This window comes from Campylobacter sp. IFREMER_LSEM_CL292 (genome assembly GCF_025771615.1).
In the GTDB taxonomy this organism is placed as follows: domain Bacteria; phylum Campylobacterota; class Campylobacteria; order Campylobacterales; family Campylobacteraceae; genus Campylobacter_D; species Campylobacter_D lari_D.
Window position 1 is genome coordinate 1 of the sequence record NZ_JAKMQP010000017.1, and the last position, 14,080, is coordinate 14,080.

Annotated in this window: 16 protein-coding genes and 1 pseudogene; 11 read left to right on the forward strand and 6 right to left on the reverse strand. The window is 29.8% G+C overall.

Features of this window, described 5'->3' with window-relative positions; translation table 11 throughout:
- Window positions 1-6: 6 nt before the first annotated feature.
- From L8T82_RS07480 to L8T82_RS07490, 3 genes are all read right to left on the reverse strand, one after another.
- Window positions 7-228 carry a ribbon-helix-helix protein, CopG family gene (locus L8T82_RS07480; RefSeq protein ID WP_263659998.1) on the reverse strand — a complete coding sequence of 74 codons (222 nt, stop codon included), beginning with the start codon at window positions 226-228 and terminating at the stop codon, window positions 7-9.
- Window positions 229-238: 10 nt separating this feature from the next.
- Window positions 239-802, reverse strand: coding sequence for a bacteriohemerythrin (locus L8T82_RS07485; protein WP_263709196.1), 564 nt, complete (start codon window positions 800-802; stop codon window positions 239-241).
- A gap of 77 nt (window positions 803-879) precedes the next feature.
- Window positions 880-1,467, reverse strand: coding sequence for a bacteriohemerythrin (locus L8T82_RS07490; RefSeq protein WP_263671833.1), 588 nt, complete (start codon window positions 1,465-1,467; stop codon window positions 880-882).
- 129 nt (window positions 1,468-1,596) lie between these two features.
- On the opposite strand from L8T82_RS07490, the gene L8T82_RS07495 reads away from it, so the two are divergent.
- Window positions 1,597-2,262 carry a response regulator transcription factor gene (locus L8T82_RS07495; protein WP_263726230.1) on the forward strand — a complete coding sequence of 222 codons (666 nt, stop codon included), beginning with the start codon at window positions 1,597-1,599 and terminating at the stop codon, window positions 2,260-2,262.
- The gene (locus tag L8T82_RS07500; RefSeq protein WP_263726231.1) at window positions 2,255-3,478 is read left to right on the forward strand and encodes a sensor histidine kinase; all 1,224 of its coding nucleotides are present in this window, start codon (window positions 2,255-2,257) and stop codon (window positions 3,476-3,478) included. The genes L8T82_RS07495 and L8T82_RS07500 overlap by 8 nt, the downstream gene beginning before the upstream one ends.
- A gap of 2 nt (window positions 3,479-3,480) precedes the next feature.
- On the opposite strand, the gene L8T82_RS07505 is transcribed toward L8T82_RS07500, so the two are convergent.
- The 3 genes from L8T82_RS07505 to ribE are packed head-to-tail and all read right to left on the reverse strand — an operon-like array spanning window position 3,481 to window position 4,929.
- Window positions 3,481-3,687 (reverse strand): hypothetical protein, encoded by a 207-nt coding sequence (locus L8T82_RS07505; RefSeq protein WP_220567133.1) that lies wholly within the window; start codon window positions 3,685-3,687, stop codon window positions 3,481-3,483.
- Between the two features lies 1 nt (window position 3,688).
- The gene (pgeF, locus tag L8T82_RS07510; RefSeq protein WP_263726233.1) at window positions 3,689-4,357 is read right to left on the reverse strand and encodes a peptidoglycan editing factor PgeF; all 669 of its coding nucleotides are present in this window, start codon (window positions 4,355-4,357) and stop codon (window positions 3,689-3,691) included.
- On the reverse strand, window positions 4,321-4,929 hold the full coding sequence (gene ribE, locus L8T82_RS07515; protein WP_133318663.1) for a riboflavin synthase: 609 nt from the start codon (window positions 4,927-4,929) through the stop codon (window positions 4,321-4,323). Before ribE ends, pgeF begins: the two co-directional genes overlap by 37 nt.
- Before the next feature lie 123 nt (window positions 4,930-5,052).
- Here ribE and mnmG point away from each other — a divergent pair, with 123 nt between their 5' ends.
- The 9 genes and pseudogenes from mnmG to L8T82_RS07560 form a co-directional block, all read left to right on the forward strand.
- Window positions 5,053-6,909 carry a tRNA uridine-5-carboxymethylaminomethyl(34) synthesis enzyme MnmG gene (gene mnmG, locus L8T82_RS07520; RefSeq protein WP_263726235.1) on the forward strand — a complete coding sequence of 619 codons (1,857 nt, stop codon included), beginning with the start codon at window positions 5,053-5,055 and terminating at the stop codon, window positions 6,907-6,909.
- A gap of 165 nt (window positions 6,910-7,074) precedes the next feature.
- Window positions 7,075-7,578, forward strand: coding sequence for a ubiquinol-cytochrome c reductase iron-sulfur subunit (gene petA, locus L8T82_RS07525; protein ID WP_133318665.1), 504 nt, complete (start codon window positions 7,075-7,077; stop codon window positions 7,576-7,578).
- Between the two features lies 1 nt (window position 7,579).
- The gene (locus L8T82_RS07530) at window positions 7,580-8,824 is read left to right on the forward strand and encodes a cytochrome b (protein ID WP_220567136.1); all 1,245 of its coding nucleotides are present in this window, start codon (window positions 7,580-7,582) and stop codon (window positions 8,822-8,824) included.
- A gap of 2 nt (window positions 8,825-8,826) precedes the next feature.
- Window positions 8,827-9,954 (forward strand): c-type cytochrome, encoded by a 1,128-nt coding sequence (locus L8T82_RS07535; protein WP_263673481.1) that lies wholly within the window; start codon window positions 8,827-8,829, stop codon window positions 9,952-9,954.
- A gap of 173 nt (window positions 9,955-10,127) precedes the next feature.
- Window positions 10,128-10,913 (forward strand): 30S ribosomal protein S2, encoded by a 786-nt coding sequence (rpsB, locus tag L8T82_RS07540; RefSeq protein WP_263726237.1) that lies wholly within the window; start codon window positions 10,128-10,130, stop codon window positions 10,911-10,913.
- Window positions 10,913-11,989, forward strand: a complete 1,077-nt coding sequence (gene tsf / locus L8T82_RS07545) for a translation elongation factor Ts (protein ID WP_039626638.1) — start codon at window positions 10,913-10,915, stop codon at window positions 11,987-11,989. The genes rpsB and tsf overlap by 1 nt, the downstream gene beginning before the upstream one ends.
- A gap of 2 nt (window positions 11,990-11,991) precedes the next feature.
- Window positions 11,992-12,627, forward strand: coding sequence for an ABC transporter ATP-binding protein (locus L8T82_RS07550; RefSeq protein WP_263660843.1), 636 nt, complete (start codon window positions 11,992-11,994; stop codon window positions 12,625-12,627).
- Entirely contained in the window at window positions 12,614-13,384 is a 771-nt protein-coding gene (gene fliR, locus L8T82_RS07555) for a flagellar biosynthetic protein FliR (protein ID WP_263726239.1), read from the forward strand. Before L8T82_RS07550 ends, fliR begins: the two co-directional genes overlap by 14 nt.
- Window positions 13,385-13,442: 58 nt before the next feature.
- Window positions 13,443-14,080 (forward strand): annotated as a pseudogene (locus tag L8T82_RS07560) (hypothetical protein); the annotation flags it as partial.

Consider the following 14,080-nt stretch of genomic DNA (forward strand, 5'->3'; position numbering starts at 1 on the left):
GAGGGGTTAACATTTTAATTTTTTTATAATGTTATCTAACTTTTTACTATTTCCATCTTTTAAATCTTCTAAAGCTTCTATGGCTGGAGCAAAGTCTTCTATTTCATCAAGATAATTTTCCAAAGCATTGCGTAAAATTTCAGCTTTTTTCTTTTTAGAAAATTTCGCAGTTTGATTTAAGCGTTCATAAAGCTCTAATGGAAGAGTTAAGGTGTAGCGTTTGTTCATTTTATAGCCTTTATTTTAGTTTGATAGCTTCTTGACAAGTTTTACATTTGTAACTTGCATTGTTTAATTGAATTTTTTGGTGAATTTCGCAAGGAACTTTGTGAATTTTATTTACGCAAGAGCAAATATATTCATAAATTTCTTGAGTTTCTTGAAAAGTTGTAGTATTGGCATTTTTATTTAGTTGTGCTTGATGCCATTTTTCTATCTTCATATCTTCTCTTAAAATATGTTCTAAAAGCCATTTTGATGCAATGACATTAAGTTTTTCTTTGAGATCATTTGTGCTTTTGAGATTTTGAATTAAATCAATCATAGATTGGATGATACTTTTGTGAATTTTTTGATGGTTAGAAAGTTCAGGATAACCTATTTTTGCCATGTATTTTTCTTCTTCGGCAAAATGTTCTTTCATATAATTAAAAAAATCTGCAAGTAAAAATTTAATTTGTCCTTTATGGACAGGTTTATCTGAAATCATCTCGACATTTGCAGCAAGTTCAAAAAGTTTTTTATGCTGTCTGTCAATTTCTTCATTATGGATACTATATTTACTACACCATTTTGGTAGCATGTTAGCTCCTTGTTTATATTTAGAAGAGTTTTATAAGCATTATAGTTTACTATATTTTAAATTATTATTAATTTTTATTAGATTTCTATTTTTTCTTTGTATTGTATTAAATTCGCAGAGCATTCTTTACATTTAAACTGCACTTTAGAATATTGCATTTTTAAATGAATATCATAAGGAACCTTGTGTGTTTTTCCTTCGCATTGACATTGATATAAGAATTTTTTTGGTTTTGGAGCTTCTTCTTCGAAAGTATCTGAAGAATTCTTTGCTTGGGTGTTTTGACGCCAATGTTCTATCATCATATCATGCTGAATGATGTGTTCTATCAACCATGAATTAACTACTATATATAATTTTTCTTTTAAATCATTTGTACTTTTTATACTTTGTATGAGTTTTATCATGGATTTTGTGATTTGTTTATGCATGAGTTTGTGTTGATTTAGATAAGGGTAATTAATATCAGCCATATAGGATTCTTCATCTTGAAAATGAATTTTAATATAGTGAAAAAATTCAGCAACTATCTTTTTAAGCTCGACTTGATAAACTGGCCTATCTGAAATTTCTTCCACTTTGGCGGCAAGTTCAAAAAGTTTTTTATGTTGTTCGTCAATTTTTTCATTATTAATACTATATTTTTGATCCCAATTTGGCAACATAATAAAATCCTAAATTCAATAAAATAGTTAATATTTTATAAATACTTGCCTTTAAATATGCTAAATTCACACTAAATTTACATAAAAAAAATATAATAATCTAAATTAAAATAGCATAAAAGGCTTAAAATGGCTACGCAAATTCTTTTACTAGAAGATGATATTAACTTAGGGGAAATTGTTGGTGAGTTTTTAGAAGAAGAAGGCTTTGAAGTGATTTTGGTGGATAATGCTCAAGATGCACAAGATAAAGCTTATGAGAAAAATTTTGATTTATGGATTTTTGATATAAAAGTCCCTTTAGGAGATGGTTTTAGTGTGCTTAAAAATTTAAGAGAAGCAGGTAGATATACCCCAGCTATTTTTATGACCTCTTTAAACACTACTATGGATTTACAACAAGGATTTGAATGTGGTTGTGATGATTATATCAAAAAGCCTTTTGAGTTGCAGGAGTTAAAAATAAGGATTAATGCTATTTTAAAGCGTTCTTTTGCGCATAAAAATGAAGATTATGAGGACTTGGGAAATGGTTTTAAATTTGCTTTTATATCGCAAACTTTATATCAAAACGATAAGCCATTATCTTTACCTTTAAAAGAATTAAAACTTTTATCATTACTTTTGAAAAATAAAGGTAAATTTATAGATACTGCTTATATTTTTGAAGAAATTTGGGAATATGATCAAGAGCCAAGTGAGCTTAGTTTGAGAGCTTATGTGAAAAATTTACGAAAAATTTTAGGAAAAGAAAGCATTATTAATCAAAGAGGAAGAGGGTATTGTTATGCATGAAGCCAAGCGCGTTGCATGGCAAATTCTTTCTTTGTATTTAGTAAGTATAGGAAGTATTCTTATAGTGCTTTTTGGTATATGGTATGCTAAGTTAATAGAAGATTTAATAAGCGAATATAGCATAAAGCTAAGACAAGAACATCGTTTTGTGATTTTGCAAATGGAAAAATCGCGTTTTGAACCCATAGAAAAAAGTGCTAAGAAAATAGCTCAAATTTCTAATATAAAATTTGCAATATTTGATAGAACTAAGGTTTATTTTTCTAATCTTGATTTACCTGCTCAAACAACTTTTTTTAAATTAAATAATGCGAATATTTATAACAATAACACTTTGATTTATGTAGCTGATATAAATTTAAATAGCTTGTTACTTGCTGATAATCAAAATCAAAGTGCTTTAGAAATATTAGGAGATGTAAATCGTTTAAGAGTTTTAATACAAGGTGATGATATTTCTAAAGAACTTGGATTTATAAGATTTAAAGTTGCTTTAGCTATGGTACTTTCTTTGATTTTTGTTAGTTTGGTAGGATATTTAATACTTAAATTTGCACTCAAGCCTTTAGAAGCAAGAATAAGGTTTTTAAATAATTTTATAAAAGATACCACTCATGAAATTAATACCCCAATTAGTGCAATATTAATGAGTGTAGAGAGTTTAGAAAGAAAAAAGAATTTTGAAGAAATTAAGGCTTTAAAGCGTGTAAAAATAGCTGCTTTGACTTTGAGTCATTTGTATTCAGATTTAACCTTTTTAAATTTTTCTCAAGCTTATGAAGCAAAAAAAGATTGGATATTTTTAAAAAATTTGATTAAAGAAAGAATGGAGTATTTTAAGATATTTTTAGAGCAAAAAAATATTGACTTAGAACTTGTTTTAGAGGATAATGGAAAAATTTATGCCAATAAAGAGCAGTTTTTTAAAATGTTTGATAATCTCATTAACAACGCGATAAAATATAATATAAAAAATGGACATATTAAAATAACTCTTTTAGAGCAAAAACTTATAATAGCAGATAGTGGCTGTGGTATAGCAAAGGAAAATTTGGCTAATATTTTTGAGCGTTATTCAAGATTTAATGAAAATCAAGGTGGTTTTGGTATAGGACTTTCTTTGGTAGATAAAATTTGTAAAGAACATAATATAAAAATAAAAGTAGAAAGTGAGTTAAAGAAAGGAACAAAATTTATTTTAATTTGGAAAAATTAAAATTATTTATTGCTCATTTTAGCTTTTTCTTTAGCATTTATAAGCGTTGTGATAAATTCATTTAAATTTTTAGTATCGTTTTGATTTAGAGTTTGTGAGGTATGATTTAGCATTTGAGTGATTAAAAGTTCATTACTTAAGTCATTATCGCCAAATTCTCTAGCTTTTTGTAGAATTTTTAAAGCAAGTAGATTTTTTACTTCATACATTTTAATCCTTTAAATAAATCACGCTAACAATGCGCTTTGGAGTTTGATTTTTTCTATAAGAAAAAAATCTCTCATCATCAAAGGTGCAAAGATTAATATCAAAAATATCATTAATACCTAATTCTTTTGCTTGAAATTTAACTAATGCTTTTAAATTAAGCTTGTTTTTATGTAAAAAATGTGCAAAATTTTCTTTGCTGTGGTTTAAAACCTCGCCATTAATTTCATAATTTTTAGCACAAATTCCTGCTGAAATGATGAGTTTTAAATTCTTGGTTTGAGTATTAAAGCTTTTTTGCATTTTCAAAACAGCTTCTTTTAAGATATTTGCAAAACAACCTTTTCTACCTGAATGCAAAGCTGCTACGGCTTTATTTTCATCATCATATAAAAGTAAAGGCAAGCAATCAGCGCTTAAAATACACAAAGCTATATTTTTTTCATTGCTAATTATCCCATCAGCATTAAAGTGAAAATTTTTATTATAATGAGTGATGATATTAGAATGAATTTGATTTAAAAATACACACTTTTTTATAGAATTTTCCCAAGGAAAAATATTATTACAAATTTTTGCTCTAAAAATATTATAATCTTGATCAAAGGCTACAAAAGCTTTTGCGAAATCATTTTCTAATAAAGTGATGTAATCTTGTCTATTTGTTGCCATGAAATTTCTTTTTTATAATTTAATTGTCTGTGTATATATCTTGCTAAAAGATCACTTTCTATATTGACGCGTCTTCCTATGGTGTAATTTTTAAACAAGGTTTCATTAAAGGTTATAGGAATAATAGTCAAACGAATACTATCTTTTAAAACTTCATTGATAGTTAAACTTACTCCATCTATAGCTACGCTTGCTTTATTTGCCATATAAATTTGTATATTATCAGGGCATTTAATATAAAAATCAACTCCGTTTTCTTTTTTAGAAATATTAGTAATTTCGCCAATACCATCAATGTGTCCTTGCATTAAATGCCCATCTATTCTATCGCCATAAGCTAATGCAGGTTCAATATGCACATAGTCTTTTAAATTTTCAATAGCTATGTGAGTTCTTGTTTCATAAGAAAGTTCAAGATTAAAGCCATCATCAAAAAGTTTTGTTACGCTCAAGCACGCACCATTAACTGCTATACTATCGCCTAGTTTTGGTTTGTAACTTGCTTTTAATCTTAAAGTGTTGTTTTGATATGATTTGACAAAGGCTAATTCGCGGATTAATCCATTAAACATTCAATACCTTTAATTTTTATGAGATTTTATCTAAAACTTTTAAATTTCAAAAAGTATTTTTAGTGTTTTATTTTAAAAAATATTATATAATTTTTGCCTTTTTTATAAAAATGAGGTCAAAATATGTATGATATAATCGTAATAGGTGGCGGGCATGCTGGAGTTGAGGCTAGTGCTGCTGCCGCTAGAATGGGCAAAAAAACTTTACTTTTAACTACTTTAATCGAGCAAATTGGTGCTGCAAGTTGTAATCCTGCTATAGGCGGCTTAGCAAAAGGACATTTGGTAAAAGAGCTTGATGCTATGGGTGGACTTATGGGACAAATCACTGATGAGGCTGGAATTCAATTTAGAATTTTAAATGAAAGCAAAGGTGTTGCAGTGCGTGGAAGTAGAGCGCAAATTGATATGGACGCTTATAGAATTTGTGCTAGAAATAATCTTTTAAAACTTGAAAATTTAGAAATCTCTCAAGAGCAAGCTTTGTCTTTACTTATAGAAAATGATGAAGTTAAGGGCGTTAAAACTAATTTAGAAAATACATATTTTGCTAAAAAAATCATACTTACAACAGGAACTTTTTTAAATGGACTTATCCATATAGGTGAAACTAAGCTTCAAGCAGGTAGGGTAGGTGAGCTTGCGTCTGCAAATTTGGGTGAGTATTTAAAACAAAGTGGTTTAAAAGTAGGGAGGTTAAAAACAGGAACTTGTCCAAGAGTAGATGCTAAAAGTATTGATTTTAGTGTTTTAGAAATTCAATCCGGAGATGAAAATCCTAAGGCCTTTAGTTTTAAAACAAAAAATTTCAATCCTAATCAACTTCCATGTTATATAGCAAGAACAAATTTAAAAACACATGAGATTATAAAAAGTAACTTTTACCGCGCTCCGCTTTTTACAGGACAAATTGAAGGTATAGGTCCAAGATATTGTCCATCTATAGAAGATAAGATTAATCGTTTTGGTGATAAAGAAAGTCATCATTTATTTATAGAGCCACAAACTAAAGATGCTACTGAATATTATATCAATGGCTTTTCTACCTCACTTCCTTATGAAGTGCAAATTGCGATGTTAAGAAGTATAAAAGGTTTTGAAAATGCTAAAATCACGCGTTTTGGTTATGCCATAGAGTATGATTATATTGATCCAACGGAGTTAAAACATACTTTAGAAACTAAAAAGATTAAAAATTTGTATTGTGCTGGGCAAATTAACGGAACTACTGGTTATGAAGAAGCAGCTGCACAAGGTTTTATGGCAGGAGTGAACGCGGTTTTAGCAATTGATGAAAAAGAGCCTTTTGTATTAAGACGCGATGAGGCTTATATAGGGGTATTAATCGATGATTTAGTAATGAAAGGCACAAAAGAGCCTTATAGAATGTTTACTTCAAGAGCTGAATATAGACTGCTCTTAAGAGAAGAAAATGCTATTTTAAGACTTGGAGAATATGGACATAATTTTAAACTTTTAAGTCAAGAAGACTATGCATATATTGATAATATAAAGCAAAATGTTAGGAAAGGACTTGAGTTTTTACTTCAAACTACATGGACACCAAGCAATCAAAATAATGAATTTTTGCAAAGCATTAAAGAAGAAAAAATTACCTCAATAGTAAGTTTGCAAAAAATTGTTGCAAGAGCGAGTTTTAATATAGAAAAATTAAAAGCTCTAGATGAAATGTTTGCAAAAATGGATGAGTATTCTTTAAATGAAATTTTAAATGAAGCAAAATATTATCATTATATAGCAATGCAAAAAGCACAAATAGAAAAAATGAAAAACTTAAATGACTTAAAAATTCCTGAAAATTTTGACTTTAAAAGTGTAAGTGGTTTGAGTAATGAAGTGGTGGAAAAACTGCAAAAATTTAATCCGCCAACTATTTTTGCTGCTTCGCAAATTAGTGGCATCACCCCTGCTGCTTTAGATATTTTGCATATTTATATCAAAATGAAAAACAATAGATGATATTAACTTATCTATTGTTTTGATTTGAAAATAAATACACTTCTGTTATTTTAAATAAATACTTGCATATCTTAAATAAAGCTTTTTTATATAAAGAAAAAATTTATTATTTTTTAGATAAACTGCTACACTTTACAATAAATAAATCAAAACAAAGGAAGTAAAATGGCTACATCTGAAAGTAGACGAAGCTTTATGGGCTTTGCCTTTGGAACGGTAGCTGCTGTGGGTGGTGCTTTTTCATTAGTTGCAATGAAAAAAACATGGGATCCGCTCCCAAGTGTAAAAGCAGCAGGTATTACTACCGTAGATCTTTCTGGTATGAAAGAAGGCGAATTAAGAACAATCGAGTGGCGTAAAAAGCCTATATTTATCTTAAAAAAAGATGCGGATATGGCAAAAGATAGCAGTAGGGATGTTATTGTGGGTGATGTTGCATATACTGTAGTTATTGGTCTTTGCACACATTTAGGCTGTATTCCAGCTTATGCTCCAAGTGAGAAATTGTTTAAGTGCGCATGCCACGGTGGCGAATTTGACACTAGTGGTAAAAATGTATTTGGTCCTCCTCCAAGACCTTTGGACATTCCTCCTTTTAGAATTGATGGAACTAAATTAGTGTTAGGTGAAGAAGGTCCAGAATATAAAAAAATGATTGCGGAGGCTTGATATGGCACAGATAAAAAAAGCTAGTGGTATTATAGATTGGCTTGATCAAAGATTAGCTGTAAATAAGCTTTTTAATGTTTTAATGGCTCAGTATTGGATACCAAAACAAATTAACTTCTTATGGGCAATGGGTGTTATCTTAACAACTCTTTTTGCTATTTTATTTATTTCAGGTCTATTTTTAGTAATGTATTATAAGCCGGATGTGGCTTTGGCTTTTGATAGTGTTAATAAAACTATCATGCAAGAAGTAGAGTATGGTTGGCTTTGGCGTCATATGCATGGTGTGGCTGCTTCAGTTGTGTTTTTAATCATATATATCCATATGTTAACAGGAATTTATTATGGCTCTTATAAAAAGGGTCGTGAGATGATTTGGATTAGCGGTATGCTTTTGTTTGTTGTATTCTCGGCAGAAGCATTTAGTGGGTATATGTTACCTTGGGGACAAATGAGTTTTTGGGCTGCTCAAGTTATTACTCAGCTTTTTGGCGGAATTCCTTTTATAGGTGATGCATTAGTTATTTGGATAAGAGGAGATTTTGCAGTATCAGATCCAACTTTAACTAGATTTTTTATGCTGCATGTGTGTTTATTACCTATTGTAATTTTAGCAATTATTGCATTCCACTTTTATTCTTTAAGAATTCCTCATGTAAATAATGAAATTTCAGAAGAAATTGATTTTGATTTGGAAGCTGAAAAATATTTAGCAGGTGATACAAAAGGTTCTAAAGTTATTCCTTTTTGGCCAGGATTTTTAGCTAAAGATTTTATGTATATTGCGTTATTTATGATTTTCTTTTTCTATTTGGTGTGTTTTAAATTTAATTTCGCAATGGATCCAATTAACTTTGACCCAGCAAATTCTTTAAAAACACCTCCTCATATTTATCCTGAGTGGTATTTCTTATGGAGTTATGAAGTTTTAAGAGGATTTTTCTTTGATGTTGGAAGCATTAAAGCTTTTGATATAGGTCTTGCAGCGTTTGGTATAGCACAAATTATTTTCTTCTTGTTGCCTTGGCTTGATAGAAGTGATGTTGTAAAACCAGCACACGAAAGACCAATGTTTTTTGTATGGTTTTGGGTGTTATTGATAGATTTAATTGTACTAACAGTTTATGGAAAGCTTCCTCCAACGGGAATTAATGCTTGGATAGGATTTTATGCTTCTATGGTATTTTTACTATTATTGTTAGTAGTCTTACCAATTATTACTATCATGGAAAGAAAAAGGGGCTAATAATGAGAGAATTAAAAATATTTTTTGTAGTTGTCTTTTTCACAGGTTTAGTTTATTGGGGGGTTGAGCCTTATGCACATTCAGTGATGAATCCTCCTTCAACTCCAGTTAATTTTGACTTTGCAAAAGCTGATGCAGAATTTACCAAAGGCGAAGTTGCTTTAAAAGAAAAAGCTGCAATAGATGCTAATGCTTCAGGAAGTGAAAAAGCTATAGCTAATGCTCAAAAAGCATTAGAGCTTGCTAAAAGCCAAGAAGAAGCTACCAAGCAATTATGGGAAAAAATCGCAAAAATCGATTTTAGCAAAGGTAATGCACAAAAAGGAAAAGAGCTTTTTGAAGGAAATTGTATTGCATGTCATGGTGTGAAAGCCGTCGGAATTCCTGCTACTATTACAGATTCTTCTTTAGGTGTAACACCTCCTGATTTAAGTGATGCGGGTGCTATTTATGATGAGAAATTTTTAGCAGCACTGATTGTTGATCCAGTTAAGGCTTTGCAAATTTCACATAAATTTAATGATGAAAATCCATTCTTAATGCCTGCTTATCCTTTAAGTGGTGATGAAGCACAAGATAATCAAGATTTAGCAGATTTAATTGCATTCTTTAAAAATACAGCTAGTGAGTATGAGAAGGAATTTGATACAAAATTAAAAGCAGATTTAGAAGAAAAATATGCTAAAAACCAAGAGCTTTCAGAGCAGGCAAAAACGGCTTTAATTGCAAAAGAATTTGATTTTGCTAAAAACAAACATACATTTGAAAATGCTTGCGGAAGATGCCATGATGTAAAATATGATGGTTTTGTTTCAAGTTCAAATATGAGCGATTTAAAAAATTATCTTGGTATGACGCCTCCGGATTTATCTATGATGATTCGTTCTAAAGGCACGCATTATCTTGAAATCTTCATCAATGAACCTCAAAAGAAAATTCATGGAACTGCTATGCCAAGAGTTGGTCTAAATGAAAAAGCACAAACTCAAGTTATTAGTTATCTTGAAAAAGTTGGTGATAGTAAAAAAGAAGAAAGGGAGCAAACAGGAATTTATATTATGATATTCTTTGCTATCTTAAGTATTTTTGCTATAGGTTGGAAAAGATCAGTTTGGTCTAAACTACACTAATTTACTCAAAGAACGCCTTGTGGCGTTCTTTTTCTTCAATAATAAGCTAAATATAAAATAAAATTTGATATAATATTTTTTCATTTCACACGCATTAATTTCCTTATTAGGTTGCTTATGGGTTAAAGAATGCGGAGGAATAAACCTAATTATTTTATTTCAAGGAGAATTTCATGGTAAGCATGAGAGATTTGTTAGAGTGTGGTGTACACTTTGGACACCAAACAAGAAGATGGAATCCAAAAATGAAAAAATTTATTTTTGGTGAAAGAAAAGGTATTTATGTAATTGATTTGCAAAAAACGCTTAGATATTTTAGATATACATATAACATTGTTCGTGACGCTGCAGCAGAAGGTAAGACAATTTTATTTGTTGGAACTAAAAAACAAGCAGGTGGAGCGATTAAAGAATACGCTGAAAAATGTGGTATGCCTTATGTAAATCACAGATGGCTTGGTGGTATGATGACAAATTTTGGAACTATCCGCCAATCAATTAGAAAATTAGAAGTTATAGAAAAAATGGAAGAAGATGGAAGTATTAAACTTTTAACTAAAAAAGAAGCATTAATGCTTACTAGAAAAAAAGAAAAATTACTAGCATATCTTGGTGGTATTAGATATATGAAAACTCAGCCTGATATGATTTTTGTTGTTGATACTGTTAAAGAAAAAATTGCAGTACAAGAAGCTAATAGATTAAAAATCCCTGTAGTTGCTCCACTAGATACAAACTGCGATCCTGATTTAGTTGATTTCCCAATTCCAGGAAATGATGATGCAATTCGTTCGGTTCAACTTTTCTGTCAAGAAATGGCTGAAGCAATCAATGAAGGTAAAGCATTAAGAGAGCAAGATGGTGAAGTTAGCGAAGAACAGCCTATTTCTGAAGAAGAGAAAAAAGAAGTTTTAGAAGAAGCTATGAGTGAAGAAGATTTTGAAGGAGATAAAGAGTAATGGCTGAAATCACTGCACAAATGGTAAAAGAACTGCGCGAGAGTACTGGCGCAGGTATGATGGATTGTAAAAATGCTTTAAAAGATACAGATGGTGATTTTGAAAAAGCAGTGCAACTTTTAAGAGAAAAAGGACTTGGAAAAGCTGATAAAAAAGCTGATCGTTTAGCTGCTGAAGGTTTAGTAAGTGTAAAAGTAAGTGATGATTTTAAATGTGCAACTGTAAGTGAAATTAACTCAGAAACAGATTTTGTTGCTAAAAATGAACAATTTATTGCTTTAACAAAAGATACAACAGCACATATTCAAGCTAAGAGTCTTCAAAATGTTGAAGAATTACATTCAAGTGAGATTAATGGTGTTAAATTTGAAGAGTACTTAAAAAGCCAAATTGCAACTATTGGTGAAAATTTAGTTGTTAGAAGATTTGCTACTTTAAAAGCAGGTGCTAATGGCATAGTAAATGGTTATATTCACACCAATGGTCGTGTTGGTGTAGTTATTGCTGCAGCTTGCGATAGTGAAGCTACGGCTAGCAAGTGTGGAGAATTTTTAAAACATATTTGTATGCATATTGCTGCAATGAAGCCAAGTTATTTATCTTATGAAGAGCTTGATATGGATTTTGTAGAAAATGAGTATAAAGCTTTAGTTGCTGAGTTAGAAAAAGAAAATGAAGAAAGAAGAAGATTAAAAGATCCTAATAAACCAGAGCATAAAATTCCAAAATATGCAAGCAGAAAACAATTAACTCAAGAAGTAATTCAAGCAGCTGAAGAAGCTATTAAGGCTGAACTTCAAGCACAAGGTAAGCCAGAAAAAATTTGGCCTAATATTATCCCAGGTAAGTTGAATAGTTTTATAGCAGATAACTCTCAACTTGATAGCAGACTTACTTTAATGGGTCAGTTTTATGTAATGGATGATAAAAAAACTATCGAACAAGTAATTGCTGATAAAGAAAAGGAACTAGGTGGAACTATCAAAATAGTCGAATTTATTCGTTTTGAAGTAGGTGAGGGCCTAGAAAAGAAAACTGAAGATTTTGCTGCTGAAGTTGCTGCACAAATTGGTTAAAAATGGAACTTTTAAAAGCGGAAAATTTAAACCATAGTTTTGATATTCCGCTTTTTGAAAATTTAAATTTTACTTTAAATACAAAAGATTGTATTGCAGTATGCGGAAGCAGTGGATGTGGTAAATCTACTCTTTTGCATATTTTATCTACCTTATTAAAACCTCAATCGGGAAAAGTTTTTTATAATAATCAAGATTTATACGACTTAGATGATGATGCTTTACTGGAAATTCGTAGAAAAGATTTTGGTATTATTTTTCAAATGCATTATTTATTTAAAGGTTTTTTGGCTTTTGAAAATATAGAACTTGCGAGTGTTTTAAGCGGCCAGAATATTGATTATGAATTATTAAAAAAACTTGATATTGCAGATTTAATGAATCAAAAAATCACAAAATTAAGCGGTGGACAACAGCAAAGAGTAAGTATAGCTAGGGTTTTAAGCAAGAAGCCAAAAATTATTTTTGCAGATGAGGCTACCGGAAATTTAGATTTTAAAAATGCTTTAAATGTAATGGATATTTTGATTGATTATATCAAAGAAAACAATGCAGCTTTAATTTTTGTTACGCATGATCAAGAGCTTGCTAAAAAATGTGATAAGGTTTTTCACTTAAACAACCATGGAATTTGTTAAATATTTAGGTGATGAAAATGTAGTTATTTTCATGCTTTTGTTTGCTAGAATGAGCGGGTTGATAGTTTTTTTCCCTTTTTTTTCCCATAATAGTATTCCTTTGGTGGTAAAAACAACTTTGGTAATGTTTTTAACAATGTTTTTATACCCTTTAGCTAAACTTGAAAATAATACACCTGATTCTTTTTTTATTCTATATCTTTTAAGTGAAGTTATTTTTGGGATGATAGCAGGAATGATTTTGCAAATGACTTTTGCCATTTTGCAAATGGCAGGTGAGCAGATTTCTTTTACTATGGGTTTTTCAATGGCTAGTGTTATGGATCCCACAACAGGTGCAAATACTCCTGTAATTTCACAAGTTTTAAATTTATTAGCTTTGATTGTATTTTTAGCTTTTGATGGACATCATTTGATTTTGCTTTTTATATCTAATTCATTGGAATATATTAGTTTAGGTGGATTTTATCCACATGAAAATTTAATGCTTTATTTAAATAAAGCTATGGTAAATATTTTTGTGCTTGGTTTTTCTATGGCTTTTCCTGTTTTAGCTATTTCTTTGCTATCAGATGTGATTTTTGGCATGCTTATGAAAACTATGCCGCAATTTAATCTTTTAGTGGTTGGTTATCCTATCAAGATATTTTTGTCTTTCGCGGTTCTTATTGCTATTTTACTTATTATGATGCAATATTTTAAAAATTTAATAGTAAAAAGTTTTGAGCATATGGAGTTGTTATTTTTTAATATATAAGCATTAAATAATTAAAAATGTTTTAAAATAATGTATTTTTTATTCTTGGGAGATAATAATGAGGGTTTTGCTAATAAATTCCAATATAGCTGTTTCAAAATTAATTAGTTTGGGGGTTCAAAAATTAGGTTATGATTTTGAGGAGCTCAAGGATATTGAGGAGCTTGAGGGATTTTATGATGTAATTATTATAGATCATGATATTGAGGCTGATTTAGATGATTTAAAAAGTAAATGTGATAGATTGATTTATTTGTTACCTAGAAACCTAGAACAAAAAGAAGGTATAGAGTGTTTGTATAAACCGTTTTTACCTACCGATTTTATAAATCTTCTAAGTGGAGATGGGATTTTGGATGATATTCAAAAAGATGCTTTGAGCGAAGATGAACTAAATTTTGATGATGAGGAGGTTGTTGGTAAAGATATGCCTTTGGATGGAAATGAACTTTTAGAAGGTATTGATTTGTCTGAACATGAAGAAAATTTGAGTGAAGATGATTTAAATTTACAAGAAGATTTTTTTGAAGAGAATTTAGGTGATAGATTAAAAAATGATGATATGTTTGATGCAACAAGTGAGTTAATAGATGAAGAGAAAACAGAAGATGATTTAGTTTTTTCAGATAGCTTAGATAAAGAAAATATAGAGGAAAATATAGAGGAAAATATAGAGGAAAATATAGAGGAAAATAT